An 18,271-nucleotide genomic window follows, 5' to 3' on the forward strand; every position below is an offset into this window, starting at 1 on the left:
AATTCTCCTAACCCATACTTCCACTGCTATATCTTCCACTTGCTTGACGGAAAGTACCTGAACCATTAAAAAATTAACCAGCAGAGTCATTTGATATGGGGGAAAGCTGGCAGTGACAAACCTGGAAACTCCTTCTTTGAGAAAAACAGTCCCAACCCAGGTAGTAGCCGTGACGGTTTACAGTAATCAAGCCTTAGTGACACGCCGAGGTGTAGTTGCTTTGGTAGGGGTGGAAAGGGAATTGGTGATTAATTCACTGCCGGTCACTCTCGAAACTGATTCTGTGCGGGTGAGCGGTGCAGGTACTGTAGGAGTAAGCTTATTGGGAGTGAGTAGCGATCGCATTTACACTACAGAACCAGTAGCCGAACGAGTAGCACAGTTAACCCGCCAAATTCAACAAATAGAAGCGGAAAAACGCAATCTTCAGGCGCAAATTGATGCCTTAGCTTTACAGGCAAAATTTATTGAGGGTTTGCGGGAAAAAACCGAAGAACCATTTGCTCAAAGTTTGTCCCGCAAAAATCTCAGTCTCAGCGAAACCTTAGATTTTTTGAATTTTTTGGGCAGCCAGTATAGTGAATATGCGATCGCATCTGGTGATTGTCACAGTCAACAACAGGAATTAGATAAGCAACTACAAGCACTCCGCGCCACATTACACAACATTCAAACACCCCATCCCAAAGAAAGTTTTAACTTGGTGGTTGGTGTTGAAGTTGCTGGTGCTGGCGAATTTGAACTAGAAGTGTCCTACATTGTCAATCGTGCTGGCTGGACTCCCTTTTATGACTTACGAGTTGATAGTGCCAGTCAGTCGGTAAATTTAAGCTATCTGGCAGAAGTTACGCAAAATACTGGCGAAGATTGGCAAGATGTGGCACTCACCCTCTCCACCGCGAAACCAGGGTTAGGCACTCTACCACCAAAACTAGAACCTTGGTACATTGACACCCTACATTCGCGCTCATTGCAACGAGTTTTACCCCGGCCATCATTACCCACCATAGCGGCTGCACCTGCGGCAGCTGAAGCTATGTTTTCCCCAGAAGAAGAGGATTTAGAGGATGATGCTTTCATAACGGCAGAAAATGTCAAAGCGACAGTAGCTAAAGAAGGTAGTGTTGTGACTTTTAAACTCAATGGTGGTAGCAATATTCCTAGTGACGGTGCACCCCATAAAAATACAATTTTTAATGATGATTATCCTTGTGTTTTTCATTATGTCGCCATGCCGCGTTTAGTCAGCTTTGCTTATTTACAAGCTAATGTCAAAAACAGTGCTGATGGCGCAACTTTATTACCAGGAAAAGCCAATATTTTTCGAGATAGTATTTTTGTTGGTAAAACTCAATTAGAAAATATTGCGCCAGGACAAGAATTTAGCTTGAACTTAGGCATTGATGAAAGTTTAAAAATTGAACGTAACTTAGTTGAGCGACAAGTTGATAAAAGAATCATTGTCAATCAACGCCGCACTACTTACGCTTATCGGTTATTAATTACTAACTTACTCAATCAAGAAACTAATTTAAAAATTACCGAACAATTACCTGTGAGCCGCAACGAGCAAATTAAAATTCGCCTCACTCGCATTCAACCACAAATTCCCCTGGGAGAGATGGGAATTTTAGAATGGGAATTAACCGTTTTACCTCAAGAGCGAAGGGAGATATATTATCAATTTACCCTGGAACACCCACCGGAAGTAACTGTAGTTGGTTTAGATATGTAGATATTGCGCCAATCCAGATGAGATGGCTTTATACTTGTCCTGTATCGGATCTTACCTCTTAAGTGTTACAAATAAAAAATACTACAAGTAGCATCAGTAGTGAATTGCTGATTGTTGCTTGATTCAGGAGTTTTGGTGATGATTCAATTCCGTATTCAGCCAGACAGTGAAATTCCCGCTTCTACCCAGTTATTTAATCAAATCCGGTTTGCGATCGCATCTCGCCAATATCCCCCAGCTTACAAATTGCCCAGCACAAGGGCATTAGCTATGCAAACTGGGTTACACCGCAACACTATTAGTAAAGTTTATCGACAGCTAGAAGACGAAGGCTTAGTAGAAAGTCTGGCAGGTTCAGGAATTTATGTCCGCGCTCAAGGACACGAGGGCGGTAGTAGATTACAATCACCCATTCTCCAACAACACCCCGAAGCATACAAAGTCGTACAGCAAGCTCTTGATCAACTCCTTGCCCAAGGCTGTTCTCTCAGTCAAGCCCGCGAGCTATTTTTGGCAGAAATGGATTGGCGTTTGCGTTGTAGCGCCCAAGTACTGGTTGCTGTCCCTTCTCAAGATATCGGCGCTGGGGAATTGATGGTGTACGAATTAGAGCAATCTCTGAAAATACCCATCCAGTTAATCAGAATGGAAGAATTAGCAGCTGTGTTGGATAAAACTAACTCGGCTACAGTCGTTACCAGTCGCTATTTTATTGGTGAGGTTGAACAAATTGCTGCGCCAAAAGCTGTCAGAGTCATCCCTCTCGATATCTATGACTACAGTAAAGAACTGAATCTAGTCAAAAACTTAGCGAAAGATCATTGTATAGGCATAGTTAGCCTGAGTACAGGCATTGCCCGTGCGGCTGAAGTTATTCTGCACGGTTTACGTGGTGATGAACTACTAGTGATGACTTCACAACCAAAAGATGCTTATAAACTTCAGGCAATTGTCAAGCGGGCGGAAGTTATTATTAGTGATGTCGCTAGTTTCCGGGCAGTACAATTAGCGGTACAAGCGGCGGCTGAAGATATTATTCGACCACCAAAATTAATGAAGGTAGAAAATTATATTGGGTTGGATTCAATTAACTTACTAAAACGCGAGTTAGGTTTGAGTTAATCAGCAACACCGATACAATAGCTCAGACCAATTAGTTAATGAAGAATTAAAATAGTAACTATTTGGAGGTGTGGCGATGGCTTCAGCATTTCCAGGGATGAACCCGTATTTAGAAAATCCGCTATTTTGGTCGGAAGTTCACAATCTATTAATTGCGGCAATTTTCCGCATATTGAATCCTCAATTGCGTCCTAAATATAAAGTTGCTATAGAAAAGCGAGTCTATCAGACAATTGATGAAGATTCACTGTTAGTTGGAATTGCTGATGTCTCAGTGCAGAGTACAACACAAAAATCATCACCAGAAGCAGCTACCTTAACTGTAAAATTACCATCTGTTGAAGCTGTGACAGTTGATGTTGCTATGCCAGAAACTGTCAAAGAAACCTACTTAGAAGTACGAGATATAACAACACAAGAAGTTGTCACCACAATTGAAATCTTATCGCCAAAAAACAAACGCCCAGGTGAAGGAAGAAATGCCTATATAAAAAAACGATTACAGGTTTTAGGCAGTTACACTAATTTAGTAGAAATTGATTTACTGCGGGATGGTAAATCAATCCAGCCGCTCCAAAACAATTTACAAACTGACTATAGAATTTTGGTCAGTCGCGCGACAACACGCCCGAAGGCTGATTTATACCCATTTAATTTACCAAATCCTATACCTGCTTTTCTCTTACCTTTACGTGAAGGGGATACAGAACCATTACTCGATTTACAAACATTAATTAATCAGCTATATGAAGAAGGTAACTATGATTTAGTAATTGACTATACTCAACAACCATTACCTCCAATTTCAGCAGAGAATGTAGCTTGGATAGATGCAATTCTGAAAGAGCAAGGATTGAGGTAGTAAGTCTGATGTTATAAATACAGCATCCAAGCAACCCTAGCGATTCAATAACCAGAACTCTAAATCTGTCAACTGTTTAAAATCAAGCAAAGCTTCACCCAAAGCTTCTAACTCATTGACAGAGAGTTCATCGAGTTGCGATCGCATTGTTTGTGGTAAATCCCCGATTTGACGAGTTAATAGTCGCAGGATGAGCGATCGCGCCTCTTCCAGTCTACCTTCCTGAAGTCCTTCCTGACGACCTTCTTGAAGGCCTTCCTGAAGGATCTCTTGATAAATCACAGATTCGCGCATCATACCCTCCCGAAACATTTGCTGAATCAAATTCTTCTCAAATTTTAACCCAGCTAAGATTTGAACATAGCCAGATACCTCTCGTCGCTGTTCTGGCTCAAGTTGAGTAACTCTTTGAGCAACTTTTTGTAATAAAGCTTCCGGTTTTGTTGTAGCTGCTAGTGGTGCTAAAGGTAACAAAGCTATATCCTTAAGTAATTCTGTTGGGTCTTGCTCCCACATCTTAATTACCTGATACTCATGGCGTGTAGACTCTAACTCAAAGCATGTTTCAATTATCGTTCCTGCTGCTGGTGGTAAAAGCAACACTACTACTTGTGTAATTGGTAATCGATACAAACGATATAGTCTCACCCAATAATCCAGCATTCGCAGAGGTAATGGTGGTTCCGATTCTATTTTTGTTTGAAATTCCAAATGGAGAATTCGTCCTTGTAACCGCATAAATGTTACATAGTCTGCTCGAATTGGCTCTATACTCAATTCTGTTTTTAATACTTCTGCGGAAGTTTGTTCTCCACCCATTACCCAAGTAGCGAAGCTGTCTGGATATTTTTCTGATAGTAGTTTACATAAGTTATCGTAGGACATTGAGGGTAAATATTAGCAATTATTCTGTATACGATTAATATCTGGACTAAAGACTCTGCGTACCTACCCTTCGGGAAGGCGAAGCGCCTATGCGTTGACCTTAGCAAGCCTCTGCGTTTAAAACTAAAACTATGGCGATTCTAAGTCTTTAAAAGTATCTTCGCCTAAGTTTTCTATCGGCAAATCTGAAGATAATTGAGTTGGAATTCGCAGGTTAATTAAAAATACTATTTGATTTTTCTCGATATTAATATTTGTAATATTCACTATACTTTTTTCAGGTAATAACTCTAATCCCTGCACCCTTGCAGAAGAAATACTTTTATAACCAGCTTCTTCCAACCATTCTGAAATATTTCTCCAATTTTCTACCTTGCCATTACCCTTATCAACCAAACCCTTAACGTATTTATACACAGTTGCACACAGGTCAGTTTCCACACCCTTGCCATTTTTACTGAGCTTTTCCGCAATTTCCGCCGGACTGTGACCACAAAGCAACCCCCGCAGATGTAGCTTTTCCACTGGTGTCAGTCGTTTTCCCTTAGCAGAGGCTAAATCTGCGTATAAAGTCTCTAAATCCCATTCACTGGCTGCTTGGGCAAAATGCTCATCAGTGGCTGCCATCAGTGTTATCCTCAATAATTCCTGATGTAATTCTAACCCAAATCTTATATTTATCAGCGAATAACTAGCTTTTGGTCAGTGTATATTACTTTTAAAGCATTAACTCGGATACAAGGTTGTCACAAATAGTGAGTGGACTGATTAATCTCAAAGTGTATTAGCAAATGCGCGTTGCTTGCAATTACAAATTTGCCGATACAAATATCCTTGTGTGATACTTCGGTATTTCCGAAGTAACTGCATTATGAATTTTTGATTTAAATAATTGAGAAATTAGGTTGTGTTAAATCTGATAATTTCAGAGAGGGAAGTTTAATCATGCTTGACTGGAAAAAGCAGAGTATTAGCTCTAAACAGCAAGAGGAAATACAAAGTCGGATTAATGCTGCACTTAACAAACCTTTTGTTGTTGTCGTAATGGGTCAAACTGGAGTTGGTAAATCTTCACTCATTAATGCACTATTTGGTATTAAATTGAAAACCAACGATATTCAGCCAGAAACAAAGGTTCCTGAAAAGCACATTGAAAAAAGTGGCGATGGATACGAACTTTGGTTCTGGGATATGCCCGGTATTGGAGAATCATCTTCAGCTGATGCAGAGTATCTAAACAATTATCGGCAAAAAATTCTTGAGGCTGATGTCGCGCTGTGGTTATGTCACGCTGATAGCCGCTCTGTGACATTTGATCTAGAGGCCATTCAAAAAATACTATATCACTTGCCAGAACGCGAACAATCAATTCTATTAAGCAAGTTAACGTTTGTACTGAGCAAGGCAGATTTAATTACACCAGAACCCTGGATTCTCTACAAAAAAGGACATAACGTTATATTTGATGCTACGGAAGTAACAGAAAAACTTTTGGATGCCAAAGCAGCTTATTTTAAAGATTCGCTGATAACACCATATAAAGATAAGTTTGTATCCAAAACATTTCATGATGGCATCTTTGATTTGAAATTAGAGAATTTCACTTCTGACAAATACTTTGTTTATTATTCTGGAGTAATGTCTTTATCTACGCTAAATAGGCTCAAAAAGGACTATCCCAGGTATACAGGTATTTTTATACGTCTTTATGAGAACTCAGATGTCATCTATTGTTCTTCTCGCTTTAGATATAATCTTGCCAAACTGATGAGCGTTATTGTCAACAAAATCAGTGGTGAAGCGAGTTTAAGATTTGGTAAATTTATATCTAAAGATATGAACAATGTCTCTTGGGATAAAGCACGCAACTTTTCAAATATAGTGGCATACGACGCTCAAAAAGATGAAATTATCTTTGAACTATCAAAAATGTAAATTTATCTTTGATCTGTGTGATGTTAAGTAATTTATGACTGATGTTCAGTTTATTTATTTCAGTGTTCAGATTCAATGAAAATTATAAGGAGAAATGATGGATAAAGAGGAACTTAAGCGTAAAATAAATACACGAATTGACACTGATAACGGTTTTGCTGAGAATTTGCGGGACGCTCTTGATGCCAATGATACCGCTTGGTTAATAAAGTTGATATATGAAGTAATTGGTATTGTTATCCAAATTGGATCAGATATTTGGAATTGGCTTCGTAGTCTGTAATGCGGTTAACAAGTTTCTTAATTCAGTAGGTAAGCTGGGTTAAAAAAATATCTTCTTTAAGAGCGATCGCCCCTAGTTTACCATCTCCAATCATCAGGCGATCGCTCCTTTCCATAACCCCGATTAAAAAAATCAAGGTTATAATCTTTTCTACTGACTCGGAATTTTTATATAATAAGAATATAAAATTAAATATCAATTATCAATCTATACGAACAATACCAATTCAATTACCAGAAACAGTATTTTCAGCACTTCGCAAAAACCCTGAAGAGTTTGTTCAAGAAATGCGAATTGCCGCAGCAGTCAAATGGTATGAATTAGGTGAAATATCGCAAGCGAAAGCAGCAGAAGTTTATGGACTAACTCGTACTGAATTTATCAATGCTTTAGCACGCTATCAAGTAGATTTTATGCAATATACTGCTCAAGAGTTAGCAGAGGAAGTAATGAATGTCGATTAGTTGCGTCATTGTTAACTCTTCACCTTTAATTGTTATTTTATAATATAATATACAAACACTTTCCACCACTTAATGTGGAAATAGTATGAAAGAAAACCTCAAAATTAGTTTAAAGCAATTACTCCAAGAAAAGCGAGAAGAAATTCTCCACATCGCTGCTAAACATGGAGCATATAACCTACGAGTTTTTGGTAGCGTGGCCAGAAAAGAAGAAACAGAAGAAAGTGATATTGATTTTTTGATTGATTATGATTTAAACAAAATATCAGCTTGGTTTCCTGGTGGGTTAATCCAAGATTTAGAAGTTTTATTAAATCGTAAAGTTGATGTTGTCACAACTCAATATTTGCATTACTTAATTCGAGATAAAGTTCTGCACGAGGCTATATTGTTGTGAAGGATAGTCGGATGTATCTGACAGATAGCAATCCTAAATCATTTGTAAAATTCTCTTTCTTTTCTTTCTTTGTGTCCTTTGCGTCCTTTGCGGTTCGTTAAAAAGAATACTTTTTCACAACTCAGATAGGATTGCTATATTTAAAATTACTATTAATAATTATTCTTCCTCTGTCAGAGCCGCATCAAAAACCTGTTGTGCAGTAAAGTTAAGGTTGGGGAAAGAAGGCGAAACAATCACATCATTACCACGGAACATTCTTTTTACATATTCCCCATCAATCAATTCACAGATAAAAATCGTAGGTTCTTTAGGATTACCGATAAATTCTCGTCCCCCTAACGCGGCATAATCTACAATCCAGTACTCAGATACACCGATAATTTCATAGTCTGCAAACTTTTTATGATAATCGTCACGCCAGTTAGTACTGACAATCTCAATAATCAAGGGTATGGATGCACCGTCCATCACGGTTGATTCTTTTTTCCACAGTGGTTCGTGAACCAGATTTTTCCGATTTAATAACAAAATATCAGGGGAGTAACCTGATTCGTTGTCAGGTGGTTTGACTAGCGCGGTTTTTGGTAAGAAGTACGGTAATTTTAGCCGTTTGTATTCTGGCACAACCTCTTCAACTAAAAAACCCACAACTCCTTCATGACCTCCAACCGGTTGTGCCATTTCCACAATCACTCCATCATGCAATTCGTAACGTCCCCCTTCGGGTCGCCACGCAGCAAATTCCGCAAATGTTACTACTCTAGGTAAGGCTTGAGCCATAGTTACAACCTCTACATTTATACAATAGAAGGAACTTGCAAAAACTCTCGCACCCGTTGTAAGTAAGTCGGCGCATCTTCCAACATGGGGAAATGTGCTGTATCAGTAATCAACACAAACTCAACTTGGTCATTCATGGCTGCGGCTTGTTTTCCCATTGCGGCGGGAATAATCTGGTCATATTCACCCGCAATTAGCAGTGTTGGCACTGTTAATTTAGCAAATTCTTGCGGCATCAATTCCGATTGTGCTTTACTAACAGAAGTAAAAATTGTGCCTAAAGCAGCATCATAATCTGCATCTAAAAAATCTTGTAGAAAAGCCTGACGTTCAGCTTTTGGTATGGAACGATGTAAAAATCTCGCCATAAACATCCGGTCAACAAATGGAATTTTCCCTAACCATTTGGGACGGAATTTAACTACATAACCGCCAAATTTATGAAAGGCTGTAAAAGCTTTTTCATCATATTCAAAAATCCCACTACAAGTTAAAATTCCTCGCTCTACCTTGTGGGGATAGCGGTTAAAAAATAATGTTGCAACGGACGCACCCATTGAATGAGCATTGATGTAAACACGCCCAAGATGCAACTTATCTAAAAGTACCGCTAAATCATCAGCATATTCTTCCAATTCATAAGTTAACTCTTGAATTGCGGCTGATGTTTCTTGACTAGACACAGAATTAGCAACAGACTCACTAGCTGGGACTAGGGTTGGCTTACCACCAGAACGCCCAAAACCGCGCATATCATAGAGTAAACAATCAAATTGGTCTGATAAAGCTTCCGCAGTGCTTTTCCAATACCTAGCTGAACCAGCCCAACCGTGAACGAATACCATCACAGGTTTGTTCACAGCAGCAGATGATTGTTTCACCCACTCGTAGTAATGTTCAACGCCACGAACAGCAATATAAGGCATGTTTGAGAGTTAGCATTTAGGAGATAAAAGTTAGGAGTTTTGAGTTTGTAATTAATTCCTCACTCAAAACTCCTCTTTCCTAACTTTAATCAATACTCAGCACTTAAAACCCAACACTTAGCACTAATTTACGCTGATTCTGGTTTTGGTAGTGAAGATGGATGTACTATTAGTTCGGCGGTAGAGCGTTTTTCGACCATTTCCCTTGTTACTGTGCAGCGAGTCACGTCTTTACGAGATGGTAACTCGTACATTACATCTAGCATGAGTTCTTCTACAATACCCCGCAATGCTCTTGCACCCGTTTTGCGGCGGTAGGCTTCTTGAGCGATCGCCCTTAAAGCATCTTGTTTAAAATCTAATTGGACGTTATCCATCTTCAGCAGTTTTTGGTACTGTTTCACCAAAGCACTGCGCGGTTGGGTGAGAATTGCCATCAGAGCTTCTTCATCCAATGGGTCTACTACTGCTACCATTGGTATCCGTCCGATAAATTCGGGAATCATCCCAAATTTCACCAAATCATCTGGTTCCAGGTTGTGCAACACATCGGCGGCGCGTTTTTCTTTTGATTGGCCTTCTCCTGGCTGTACAAAACCGATTGACTTTTTACCGGCTCTTTGCTCTACCACTTTTTCTAAGCCAACGAAAGCGCCACCACAGACAAATAGAATATTACTGGTATCAATTTGGATGCAGTCTTGATACGGATGTTTACGTCCGCCTTGTGGTGGTACATTGGCGATCGTACCTTCTAGCATTTTCAGTAATGCTTGTTGTACGCCTTCACCAGAAACATCTCGTGTAATTGATGGGTTTTCACTCTTGCGGGCAATTTTATCAATTTCATCGATGTAGATAATCCCGCGTTGTGCTTCTTCTACATCCAAGTCTGCTACTTGCAACAGGCGCAGCAAGATATTTTCCACATCTTCACCGACGTAGCCCGCTTCTGTTAACGTGGTAGCATCCGCCACGGCAAAAGGTACATCTAAAATCTTGGCTAGAGTTTGTGCTAACAGGGTTTTGCCGCAACCAGTCGGGCCAATTAACAAAATGTTAGACTTCTGTAGCTCTACTGCGTCATCTGCTCCGTTTTTGCCACTGCCTTTAGACTGCAAGATTGCCAGCCGCTTGTAGTGGTTGTAAACTGCGACTGATAAAACTTTTTTAGCTTCCTCTTGGCCAATGACATGCTCATCGAGATATTTTTTAATCTCTCTGGGTTTTGGTATCTGATTAAACGAGAGATTAGCAGAACGGTTCCGCCGTTTTTGAGGCACTTCAGACTTTGGTGCTGGTTGTGGCGCTACACCATTGGTGTCCAGTAACTCCTCATCTAGTATTTCATTACACAAGTCAACGCACTCGTCGCAGATGTAAACTCCCGGCCCTGCGATCAACTTACGCACCTGCTCTTGAGACTTGCCACAAAACGAACATTTTAAATGGGAGTCGTACTTAGACATACCAGCCTCTTATTTCAGAATGGTGACGTTTTCCCCAGCTGTGGGAAGATTTTGTCGGGAGATTACCTGATCAATCAAACCGTAATTTTTAGCTTCTTCTGCCGACATGAAAAAGTCGCGGTCTGTATCTGCTTCGATTCTCTCTAGAGGTTGACCAGTATGATGAGCCAATAACTGATTCAACTGTGCCTTGATATAAAGAATTTCTCTGGCTTGAATTTCTATATCAATGGCTTGACCTTGAGCGCCACCTAGGGGTTGATGGATCATAATTCGAGAGTCAGGTAAAGACATACGCTTACCTGCGGTTCCAGCAGCTAACAAAAATGCCCCCATGCTTGCAGCTAATCCAAAACAGATCGTAACCACATTAGGGCGGATTTGTTGGATTGTATCATAAATTGCCATTCCTGCGTAGACGGAACCGCCAGGAGAATTTATGTACAGTTGAATGTCTTTTTCTGGGTCTTCGGAATCTAGGAACAGCAACTGCGCCACGATGGAATTAGCAACGGTATCATCGATGGCTGTTCCTAAAAAAATAATCCGCTCTCGTAACAGGCGGGAGTAGATATCAAATGCTCTTTCTCCCATCCCTGACTGCTCTACCACAGTTGGCACAATGCTGTTAGGTCCATTCAAATGGGAGTTAATAGCCAGGTGGCTGGAACTGATGATGGGGTAATTTCCCGACTGCGATAAAAGCATAGGAGAATATCTGAGAATTAATAGGACTTAGCTTAAGGCAGCGATCGCTGCTTTTTTCACGGATGAGATTTTGATTTGAGCTATGTGTTAACCATTATGCCTCATCCAGATTTTTCTCGTGTAACACAGTATCAAGCTCAGGTCGTTACAGGTAAAGAATTTTGTCTAAAATTCCAGCAATCTTAAGCCTCCCTTAAATGTTGACGACTGAGTGCTGAGTAATAATTTTTCACACTCGAACCAGATACTTACTACCCTAGCCTAATCTACCCAAAACAGAACTGCGATCGCCCAAAAGTAGAGATAGCCGAAGGGAAGTGCTGAGTGCTGAGTGCTGAGTCATTTTCTCCCTGCACCCTGCACCCTTACACCCCTAACCTTCTACTGCTGATTCTGCCGTAGCTTCGCTGTTGCTTTCCTCAGTCTCAGGTGCAGTTGCTTCATCTGCTGGTTCTGCTTGGGCGCTTAAAGTGCCTTCTGGGACTAATTCAACTGATGAGTTGTCTAAGAGCCAATTGAGAATTTTGTCACTCAGCAGTTCATTTTCCACCATTGAGTTGAGTTTTTCTTCGTCAATATCTTCATCAGCATACTGCTCTAAAAGTTCTGTCACTCTGGCTTGGAGTTCTTCTGGGGTAACTACCAAAGATTCGCGTTTGCCGATTTCTCGTAGGGCTAAAGAACGTTTGATGCGTTCAATTGCCTCTGGGCGAGACCTCTCCCGCAATTGCGGAATAATATCTTGAGTAAACAGCTTTCTCACATCCAAACCCTGTTGCGCCAAGCGCATAGCAGTTTGAGTCAGCATTGCATCAACTTCTTGCTCAATCAAGGTTCCTGGCAAGTCAATTTCTACGTGCTTCAGTAGTTCTGCCAGTAGTGCTTCTTGCTTGTTGGTTTTAGTTTTATCTTCAGCTTCTTTTTGATACCGATCTTCTAAAGATTTCCGCAGTTCTTCTAAGGTTTCAAAATCGCTGACTTCTTGAGCAAAATCATCGTCTAATTCTGGCAGTTCTTTTTCCTTCAATTCCTTGAGGGTGACTGTAAAAATTGCTGGTTTGCCTGCTAATTCTTCGTTGACATAAGGATCTGGAAACTGGGCGGAGATTTCCTTGGTTTCCCCAGGGTTCATCCCGACTATACCTGTGACAAAACCAGGGATAAATTTATCTTCCTGTAACTCGACTTGGAAATCAGTCGCATCACCGCCAGGAATTGGTGTTGGTTCCGCATCAGGATCATCGCCTTCAGCTTTAGCTATCACCCCTTGAAAATCGACAACAGCCACATCACCAATTTGGGCGGCTCTACCTTCGACTGGAATGAGTGTTGCCATTTGTTGGCGTTCTTTTTCCAGGACATTATCTACCTGGGTGGGGTCATATTTGATTTCTTCTGCTTGGGCTTGTAACCCGGTGTACTGGTTCAGGGTGACTTCCGGTTCTACATCCACAGCCACCACGAATGTCAGGGGTTTTCCCGGTTCATAATTGTTGATCAAGTCTTCAAAGGAAGAGCGCAATTGCGGCTGACCAATTGCTTGAATATCTTCTTGTTTAACCGCTTGTTCGATGCCATCTTGAATCAGTTCTTCTAAGGCGGTGGCTTTAATGCGACTTACCCCCAGGCGCTGAAGCAATATCGGTCTAGGCACTTTACCTTTACGAAACCCAGGAATATTAACAGTACTGGATAAGTTTTTAATAACTTGTTCGTAGGTTTTTTGAGTGATTTCTGGTGTAATCTCTATCTCTAGCCCGATTTGGCTGGCGGGAAGTTTCTCCTGGGTAACTTTCATGCTGCGTCTCTATTTAGTATTTTTAACTCCAAGAACACATAAGCCACAATTTAACGCTTATGCGCTTTGATATCTCTAGGTAGGAATGGCAAGTGCCTTCAGTAGATATCCAGTTTACTGCCAATGGCAAAGGACTTGACACTTTACCACAATAAATTTACCTATACACCCTCTTTCTGTAAACTTGTGGGGTCTGTTTACCCAACAAGTCCCAGTTTAAACTTGCTTGGCTGAATGCCACTTGGATCATAGTACATTGATAATCTGCCTCCTGGCTTGAGAGTGCTGAGTAAAGCGACTAGTGCAAGAAGGGAAAAGGCAAAAGGCAAAAGGAAAAAAAGAATAGTGATACCACAAGCCTTTTAGCAATTTTTTATGGTCACTGAGTATGGTCGGAGTGTGATCTGTCTATTGCCGTCGACCTGTACTAGTCCTGCTTTTATGCTGGGCTATTACACCCAATCTTCATAGACAATCTTGGTGCGTAAGTCCTGCTCAAGAATAGTTATGGTTGAGCCTGATTTACTAGAGGTTTTTTTCTGAGCCGTAATTTGTTGTAAAATGATATATACTTTTTGAGTTGGTAGGAAATTCACTGGGTAATTATAAAAAATTGTAAATTTCTCATTTATTTATTAAGATATGTAACCCAAAAATTAACCTACTGTGATTAAAAACCTGAAATAGAACCAAAGAATTATTCAAAATCTGCTATTGCTATTGCCATAAATCTCAATTTCAAAACATTATTCGTCACCTCTTAAATGAAGGGAGGAAGTTCATTTGTCTAAAACATATCGTGTAGCTATTTTGGGTGCGACTGGTGCTGTTGGTACAGAGTTGCTGGAATTATTAGAAAGCCGAAATTTTCCATTGGCGGAATTAAAATTACTAGCATCTGAACGCAGCGCGGGGCGATCGCTTAAATTTAAAGGAGAAGATTTAATAGTAGAACCAGTTAGCGATCGCGCTCTGGAAAATGTAGATTTAGTGTTAGCCAGTGCTGGTGGTTCCACATCGAAAAAATGGGCTCCCGTGGCCGTTGCAAAAGGCGCAGTTGTCATTGATAACTCCAGTGCTTTTCGGATGAACCCCCAAGTGCCTTTAGTTGTGCCGGAAGTGAATCCCCAAGCCGCAGCCGCCCATCAAGGTATTATCGCCAATCCCAACTGCACAACAATTTTGATGACAGTGGCAATTTGGCCCTTACATCAAATCCAACCGATCAAACGGATTATTGCCGCTACCTATCAATCAGCCAGTGGTGCTGGTGCCAAAGCAATGGCAGAAGTGAAGACGCAAGCTGCTGCCATTCTCCAAGGACAAGAACCAGTTGCAGAAATTCTGCCTTATCCTTTAGCATTTAATTTATTTCCTCACAATACCCCGATCAATGATTTTGGGTACTGTGAAGAAGAAATGAAAATGGTGAATGAAACGCGGAAGATTTTTGGCACCCAAGAAATTAGGATTAGTGCAACTTGTGTACGGGTTCCCGTACTTCGCGCCCATTCCGAAGCCATTAACCTAGAATTTGAAACTCCATTTAGCCCAGATACCGCCAGAGAAATCTTAAGTAATGCGCCAGGGGTAAAACTAGTAGAAGATTGGCGGGCAAATCATTTCCCCATGCCCATAGAAGCAACTGGCCGGGATGAAGTGTTAGTGGGGAGAATTCGTCAGGATATATCTCATCCCTGTGGCTTAGAACTGTGGCTTTGTGGTGATCAAATCCGCAAAGGTGCAGCTTTAAACGCCGTGCAGATTGCAGAATTATTAGTGGAAAAAAATCTGCTCACCTCAGCAGCAGCTTATGCTTCTCAGTAGTTTTGTGTCATCAGTTCAACATTAATGGCAGAAAACAAATGAGTGCATCACTCTTGAAAGTAATTGGCGAATAAGCTATTACATTATAGAAAACCACCAACATAACAAAAACCAAGCAGGTAATCAGGAGAAAAACGAGGGTGGGAGATTTTGGTAGAGTTTTAACCGCTATGATCACACCGTTTAAACCAGACGGTAGTGTCAACTATGGTGTAGCGGCAGAACTAGCAGCGCATCTAGCTAACAACGGGACAGATACGTTGGTGGTATGCGGTACAACAGGAGAATCCCCAACCCTAACTTGGGAGGAGGAATACCAGCTATTTTTGGAAATATTGCAGGCTGTGTCCGGCAAAGCCAAAGTTATAGCAGGATGTGGTTCCAATTCCACCAAAGAAGCGATCGCAGCAACCCAAAAGGCGGCTAAAATAGGAGTACACGGTACATTACAAGTTGTACCTTATTACAATAAACCGCCCCAAGCTGGTCTATATCAACATTTTCAGGCAATTGCCCAAGCTTGCCCTGAAACCCCCGTGTTGTTATATAACGTTCCTGGTCGTACCGGTCAAAATCTCAGTGCCGAAACCGTTGCCAAATTAGCAGAAATTGATAATATTGTTGGAATAAAAGAAGCCAGTGGTAATTTAGACCAGGCAAGTGAAATCCGTCGCTTGACATCACAAGAATTTCAGATTTACGCTGGAGATGATTCCCTTACCTTGCCCTTGTTAGCACTGGGGGCAACAGGAGTAGTCAGTGTGGCTTCTCATCTGGTAGGAAACCAACTACAGCAGATGATTCAAGCTTTTAGTGCGGGAAAAATTGCAGAAGCTAGAGACATTCATCTCCAACTCTTCCCGTTATTTAAAGCTTTATTTATCACTACAAACCCCATTCCCATTAAACAAGCACTCAAACTTCAAGGTTGGGAGGTTGGTTCAACTCGTCCGCCACTATGTGATGCTGACTCGGAAATAAGCCAAAAACTGGAGGCGGTGCTTCAGAAACTGAATTTAATTTAGGCAGTAGATGATTGGCAATTTGCCGCAAATCTATATATGAATAATGGGCAGATTTTCAGGAAGCACTTTTCCAAACAGTGCTATTACTGCTCAGATATTGACAATTTCGATTTTATTGCACCAAAAGTTGAAAATCTAAACGAAATTTGACTGCTTTCCTAGAGAGAGCCAGTGTTGTCTTTAATACAAGCTTGCTAACCTTCAATTTATTAACACTAAACCACAATCTAACTAAGGAGAAAATGGCTAAAAACGAAGCTGACTCCGCCCTAAAAATTATTCCTTTGGGCGGTTTACATGAAATTGGCAAAAATACCTGTATTTTTGAATACGAAGATGAAATTGTTTTATTAGATGCAGGTTTAGCTTTCCCCACGGAAGCAATGCACGGTGTAAATATTGTCCTGCCTGATACGACATATCTCAGAGAAAACCGTGACAAAATCAAAGGGATGATCGTCACCCACGGTCATGAAGACCATATTGGTGGCATTGCTTTTCACTTGAAGCAGTTTGAAATCCCGGTGATTCATGGGCCAAGACTGGCAATGGCTATGCTAGAGGGCAAACTAGAAGAAGCAGGTGTACGCGATCGCACAGAGTTGCGTTCAGTGATGCCCCGTGATGTCGTGCGAATTGGTAAACATTTCTTTGTTGAGTACATCCGCAACACCCATTCCATCGCGGATAGTTTCACGGTTGCTGTTCATACTCCCCTGGGTGTCGTAATTCACACAGGGGATTTTAAATTTGACCATACCCCAGTTGATGGCGAAAAATTCGACTTGCAACGCTTGGCAGAACATGGCGAAAAAGGCGTGCTGTGCTTGTTGAGTGATTCCACCAACTCAGAAGTACCAGGCTTTACACCTTCAGAACGTTCTGTTTATCCCAACTTGGATCGGGTATTCAGTCAAGCCACTGGGCGATTGTTTGTTACCACCTTCGCCTCTTCTGTGCATCGCATCAACATGATTTTGCAACTGGCGCAGAAACATAACCGCGTAGTCACGGTAGTGGGGCGTTCAATGTTGAATTTGATTGCCCATGCCCGTAACTTGGGTTATGTCAAATGTGAAGATAACTTACTGCAACCACTACACATGGTTCGCAATCTGCCAGATGAAAACGTGTTGATTCTCACCACAGGTTCTCAAGGTGAGACAATGGCAGCCATGACCCGCATTGCCAATAAAGAACATCCCCACATCAAAATCCGCGAAGGGGATACTGTAGTCTTCTCGGCTAACCCCATTCCCGGCAATACGATCGCAGTTGTCAACACCATTGATAAGTTGATGTTGCAAGGTGCGAAGGTTGTCTATGGCAGAGATAAGGGAATTCACGTTTCTGGTCACGGCTGTCAAGAAGACCAAAAACTGATGATTGCCTTAACTCGTCCCAAGTTCTTTGTCCCGGTTCACGGCGAACATCGGATGTTAGTGAAACACTCCGAAACTGCCCAAAGTATGGGTATCCCCGCCGAAAACATGGTGATTATCCAGAATGGAGATGTTATAGAACTAACGGAAAATTCCATCCGTGTTGGAACTCAAGTGAAATCTGGGATTGAACTGGTAGATACTTCTAGTTCTGGTATGGTGAGTGCCAAGGTGCTGCAAGAACGGCAACGGATGGCAGAAGAAGGAATTGTGACAATTGCCGCAGCGATTGATTGGACTGGTAAACTGATGGCCAAGCCAGAAATTCATCTGCGGGGTGTTGTTACCAGTGTAGAGCGATCGCTGATCCAAAAATGGGTACAGCAACGCATTGAAGAAATCCTCGGCGTGCGCTGGTCAGAATTTGCGGCTTTGGGCAGCGAGCAAGCAGATGTAGACTGGGGTGGATTGCAAGGAACGTTAGAAAGAGAATTAGCACGTTCAATTCGGCGAGAATTGCAATGTCAACCAACTGTGACTTTGTTAATGCAAATTCCCGACGAACCAGAAGCAACAATGAAAGTTACCGATGGTAGAAGAAGACGGACGCGGACGGCTGCACAAGTAGCATCTTAAAGAGTGCTGAGTGCTGAGTGCTGAGTGCTGAGTA

17 protein-coding genes are annotated in these 18,271 nt (G+C 41.4%); 10 read left to right on the plus strand and 7 right to left on the minus strand.

From position 1 onward, the window contains the following. The first annotated feature begins 112 nt into the window (after nucleotides 1–112). The 3 genes from H6G28_RS00175 (at nucleotide 113) to H6G28_RS00185 (ending at nucleotide 3,719) form a co-directional block, all read left to right on the plus strand. Nucleotides 113–1,735, plus strand: coding sequence for a mucoidy inhibitor MuiA family protein (locus tag H6G28_RS00175; RefSeq protein WP_190667980.1), 1,623 nt, complete (start codon nucleotides 113–115; stop codon nucleotides 1,733–1,735). A gap of 138 nt (nucleotides 1,736–1,873) precedes the next feature. Further along, nucleotides 1,874–2,857, plus strand: coding sequence for a transcriptional regulator PlmA (plmA, locus tag H6G28_RS00180; protein WP_190590485.1), 984 nt, complete (start codon nucleotides 1,874–1,876; stop codon nucleotides 2,855–2,857). A gap of 76 nt (nucleotides 2,858–2,933) precedes the next feature. After that, nucleotides 2,934–3,719: a DUF4058 family protein gene (locus H6G28_RS00185; protein WP_190667983.1), complete on the plus strand. Its 786-nt coding sequence runs from the start codon at nucleotides 2,934–2,936 to the stop codon at nucleotides 3,717–3,719. 36 nt (nucleotides 3,720–3,755) lie between these two features. Here H6G28_RS00185 and H6G28_RS00190 read toward each other — a convergent pair whose 3' ends face one another. Continuing rightward, on the minus strand, nucleotides 3,756–4,604 hold the full coding sequence (locus tag H6G28_RS00190) for a DUF4351 domain-containing protein (RefSeq protein WP_190590484.1): 849 nt from the start codon (nucleotides 4,602–4,604) through the stop codon (nucleotides 3,756–3,758). A gap of 129 nt (nucleotides 4,605–4,733) precedes the next feature. Beyond that, nucleotides 4,734–5,231, minus strand: a complete 498-nt coding sequence (locus H6G28_RS00195) for a helix-turn-helix domain-containing protein (protein ID WP_190667985.1) — start codon at nucleotides 5,229–5,231, stop codon at nucleotides 4,734–4,736. Nucleotides 5,232–5,549: 318 nt separating this feature from the next. Here H6G28_RS00195 and H6G28_RS00200 point away from each other — a divergent pair, with 318 nt between their 5' ends. The 4 genes from H6G28_RS00200 (at nucleotide 5,550) to H6G28_RS00215 (ending at nucleotide 7,683) form a co-directional block, all read left to right on the plus strand. Further along, nucleotides 5,550–6,539, plus strand: a complete 990-nt coding sequence (locus H6G28_RS00200; RefSeq protein ID WP_190668001.1) for a GTPase family protein — start codon at nucleotides 5,550–5,552, stop codon at nucleotides 6,537–6,539. 94 nt (nucleotides 6,540–6,633) lie between these two features. After that, entirely contained in the window at nucleotides 6,634–6,822 is a 189-nt protein-coding gene (locus tag H6G28_RS00205; protein ID WP_190668005.1) for a hypothetical protein, read from the plus strand. Between the two features lie 209 nt (nucleotides 6,823–7,031). After that, entirely contained in the window at nucleotides 7,032–7,286 is a 255-nt protein-coding gene (locus tag H6G28_RS00210) for a UPF0175 family protein (protein ID WP_190668841.1), read from the plus strand. Nucleotides 7,287–7,371: 85 nt separating this feature from the next. After that, nucleotides 7,372–7,683: a nucleotidyltransferase family protein gene (locus H6G28_RS00215; RefSeq protein WP_199332743.1), complete on the plus strand. Its 312-nt coding sequence runs from the start codon at nucleotides 7,372–7,374 to the stop codon at nucleotides 7,681–7,683. A 159-nt stretch (nucleotides 7,684–7,842) separates the two neighbouring features. On the opposite strand, the gene H6G28_RS00220 is transcribed toward H6G28_RS00215, so the two are convergent. The 5 genes from H6G28_RS00220 to tig form a co-directional block, all read right to left on the minus strand. Next, nucleotides 7,843–8,466 (minus strand): Uma2 family endonuclease, encoded by a 624-nt coding sequence (locus H6G28_RS00220; protein WP_190668007.1) that lies wholly within the window; start codon nucleotides 8,464–8,466, stop codon nucleotides 7,843–7,845. A 17-nt stretch (nucleotides 8,467–8,483) separates the two neighbouring features. Next, entirely contained in the window at nucleotides 8,484–9,392 is a 909-nt protein-coding gene (locus H6G28_RS00225; RefSeq protein ID WP_190668010.1) for an alpha/beta fold hydrolase, read from the minus strand. A 128-nt stretch (nucleotides 9,393–9,520) separates the two neighbouring features. Further along, nucleotides 9,521–10,861 (minus strand): ATP-dependent protease ATP-binding subunit ClpX, encoded by a 1,341-nt coding sequence (gene clpX / locus H6G28_RS00230; protein WP_190590481.1) that lies wholly within the window; start codon nucleotides 10,859–10,861, stop codon nucleotides 9,521–9,523. Nucleotides 10,862–10,870: 9 nt separating this feature from the next. Then, the gene (gene clpP / locus H6G28_RS00235) at nucleotides 10,871–11,569 is read right to left on the minus strand and encodes an ATP-dependent Clp endopeptidase proteolytic subunit ClpP (protein ID WP_190590480.1); all 699 of its coding nucleotides are present in this window, start codon (nucleotides 11,567–11,569) and stop codon (nucleotides 10,871–10,873) included. A 373-nt stretch (nucleotides 11,570–11,942) separates the two neighbouring features. Next, nucleotides 11,943–13,367, minus strand: a complete 1,425-nt coding sequence (gene tig / locus H6G28_RS00240) for a trigger factor (protein ID WP_190590479.1) — start codon at nucleotides 13,365–13,367, stop codon at nucleotides 11,943–11,945. Between the two features lie 783 nt (nucleotides 13,368–14,150). Between tig and H6G28_RS00245 the strand changes: the two genes are divergently transcribed. The 3 genes from H6G28_RS00245 to H6G28_RS00255 all read left to right on the plus strand — a co-directional run bounded on the left by H6G28_RS00245 (nucleotide 14,151) and on the right by H6G28_RS00255 (nucleotide 18,237). Then, on the plus strand, nucleotides 14,151–15,194 hold the full coding sequence (locus tag H6G28_RS00245) for an aspartate-semialdehyde dehydrogenase (protein WP_190668027.1): 1,044 nt from the start codon (nucleotides 14,151–14,153) through the stop codon (nucleotides 15,192–15,194). A gap of 140 nt (nucleotides 15,195–15,334) precedes the next feature. Further along, the gene (dapA, locus tag H6G28_RS00250; protein WP_190590477.1) at nucleotides 15,335–16,219 is read left to right on the plus strand and encodes a 4-hydroxy-tetrahydrodipicolinate synthase; all 885 of its coding nucleotides are present in this window, start codon (nucleotides 15,335–15,337) and stop codon (nucleotides 16,217–16,219) included. Between the two features lie 242 nt (nucleotides 16,220–16,461). Next, the gene (locus H6G28_RS00255; RefSeq protein WP_190590476.1) at nucleotides 16,462–18,237 is read left to right on the plus strand and encodes a ribonuclease J; all 1,776 of its coding nucleotides are present in this window, start codon (nucleotides 16,462–16,464) and stop codon (nucleotides 18,235–18,237) included. Nucleotides 18,238–18,271 lie beyond the last annotated feature (34 nt).

Source organism: Nostoc sp. FACHB-190, assembly GCF_014696905.1.
Classification (GTDB): Bacteria; Cyanobacteriota; Cyanobacteriia; order Cyanobacteriales; family Nostocaceae; genus Nostoc_B.

Coding starts and splice junctions, on each gene's coding strand:
- plmA (WP_190590485.1), top strand. CDS start 1,874: ATGATTCAATTCCGTATTCAGCCAGACAGTGAAATTCCCGCTTCTACC.
- H6G28_RS00185 (WP_190667983.1), top strand. CDS start 2,934: ATGGCTTCAGCATTTCCAGGGATGAACCCGTATTTAGAAAATCCGCTA.
- H6G28_RS00190 (WP_190590484.1), bottom strand. CDS start 4,604: ATGTCCTACGATAACTTATGTAAACTACTATCAGAAAAATATCCAGAC.
- H6G28_RS00195 (WP_190667985.1), bottom strand. CDS start 5,231: ATGGCAGCCACTGATGAGCATTTTGCCCAAGCAGCCAGTGAATGGGAT.
- H6G28_RS00200 (WP_190668001.1), top strand. CDS start 5,550: ATGCTTGACTGGAAAAAGCAGAGTATTAGCTCTAAACAGCAAGAGGAA.
- H6G28_RS00205 (WP_190668005.1), top strand. CDS start 6,634: ATGATGGATAAAGAGGAACTTAAGCGTAAAATAAATACACGAATTGAC.
- H6G28_RS00215 (WP_199332743.1), top strand. CDS start 7,372: ATGAAAGAAAACCTCAAAATTAGTTTAAAGCAATTACTCCAAGAAAAG.
- H6G28_RS00220 (WP_190668007.1), bottom strand. CDS start 8,466: ATGGCTCAAGCCTTACCTAGAGTAGTAACATTTGCGGAATTTGCTGCG.
- H6G28_RS00225 (WP_190668010.1), bottom strand. CDS start 9,392: ATGCCTTATATTGCTGTTCGTGGCGTTGAACATTACTACGAGTGGGTG.
- clpX (WP_190590481.1), bottom strand. CDS start 10,861: ATGTCTAAGTACGACTCCCATTTAAAATGTTCGTTTTGTGGCAAGTCT.
- clpP (WP_190590480.1), bottom strand. CDS start 11,569: ATGCTTTTATCGCAGTCGGGAAATTACCCCATCATCAGTTCCAGCCAC.
- tig (WP_190590479.1), bottom strand. CDS start 13,367: ATGAAAGTTACCCAGGAGAAACTTCCCGCCAGCCAAATCGGGCTAGAG.
- H6G28_RS00255 (WP_190590476.1), top strand. CDS start 16,462: ATGGCTAAAAACGAAGCTGACTCCGCCCTAAAAATTATTCCTTTGGGC.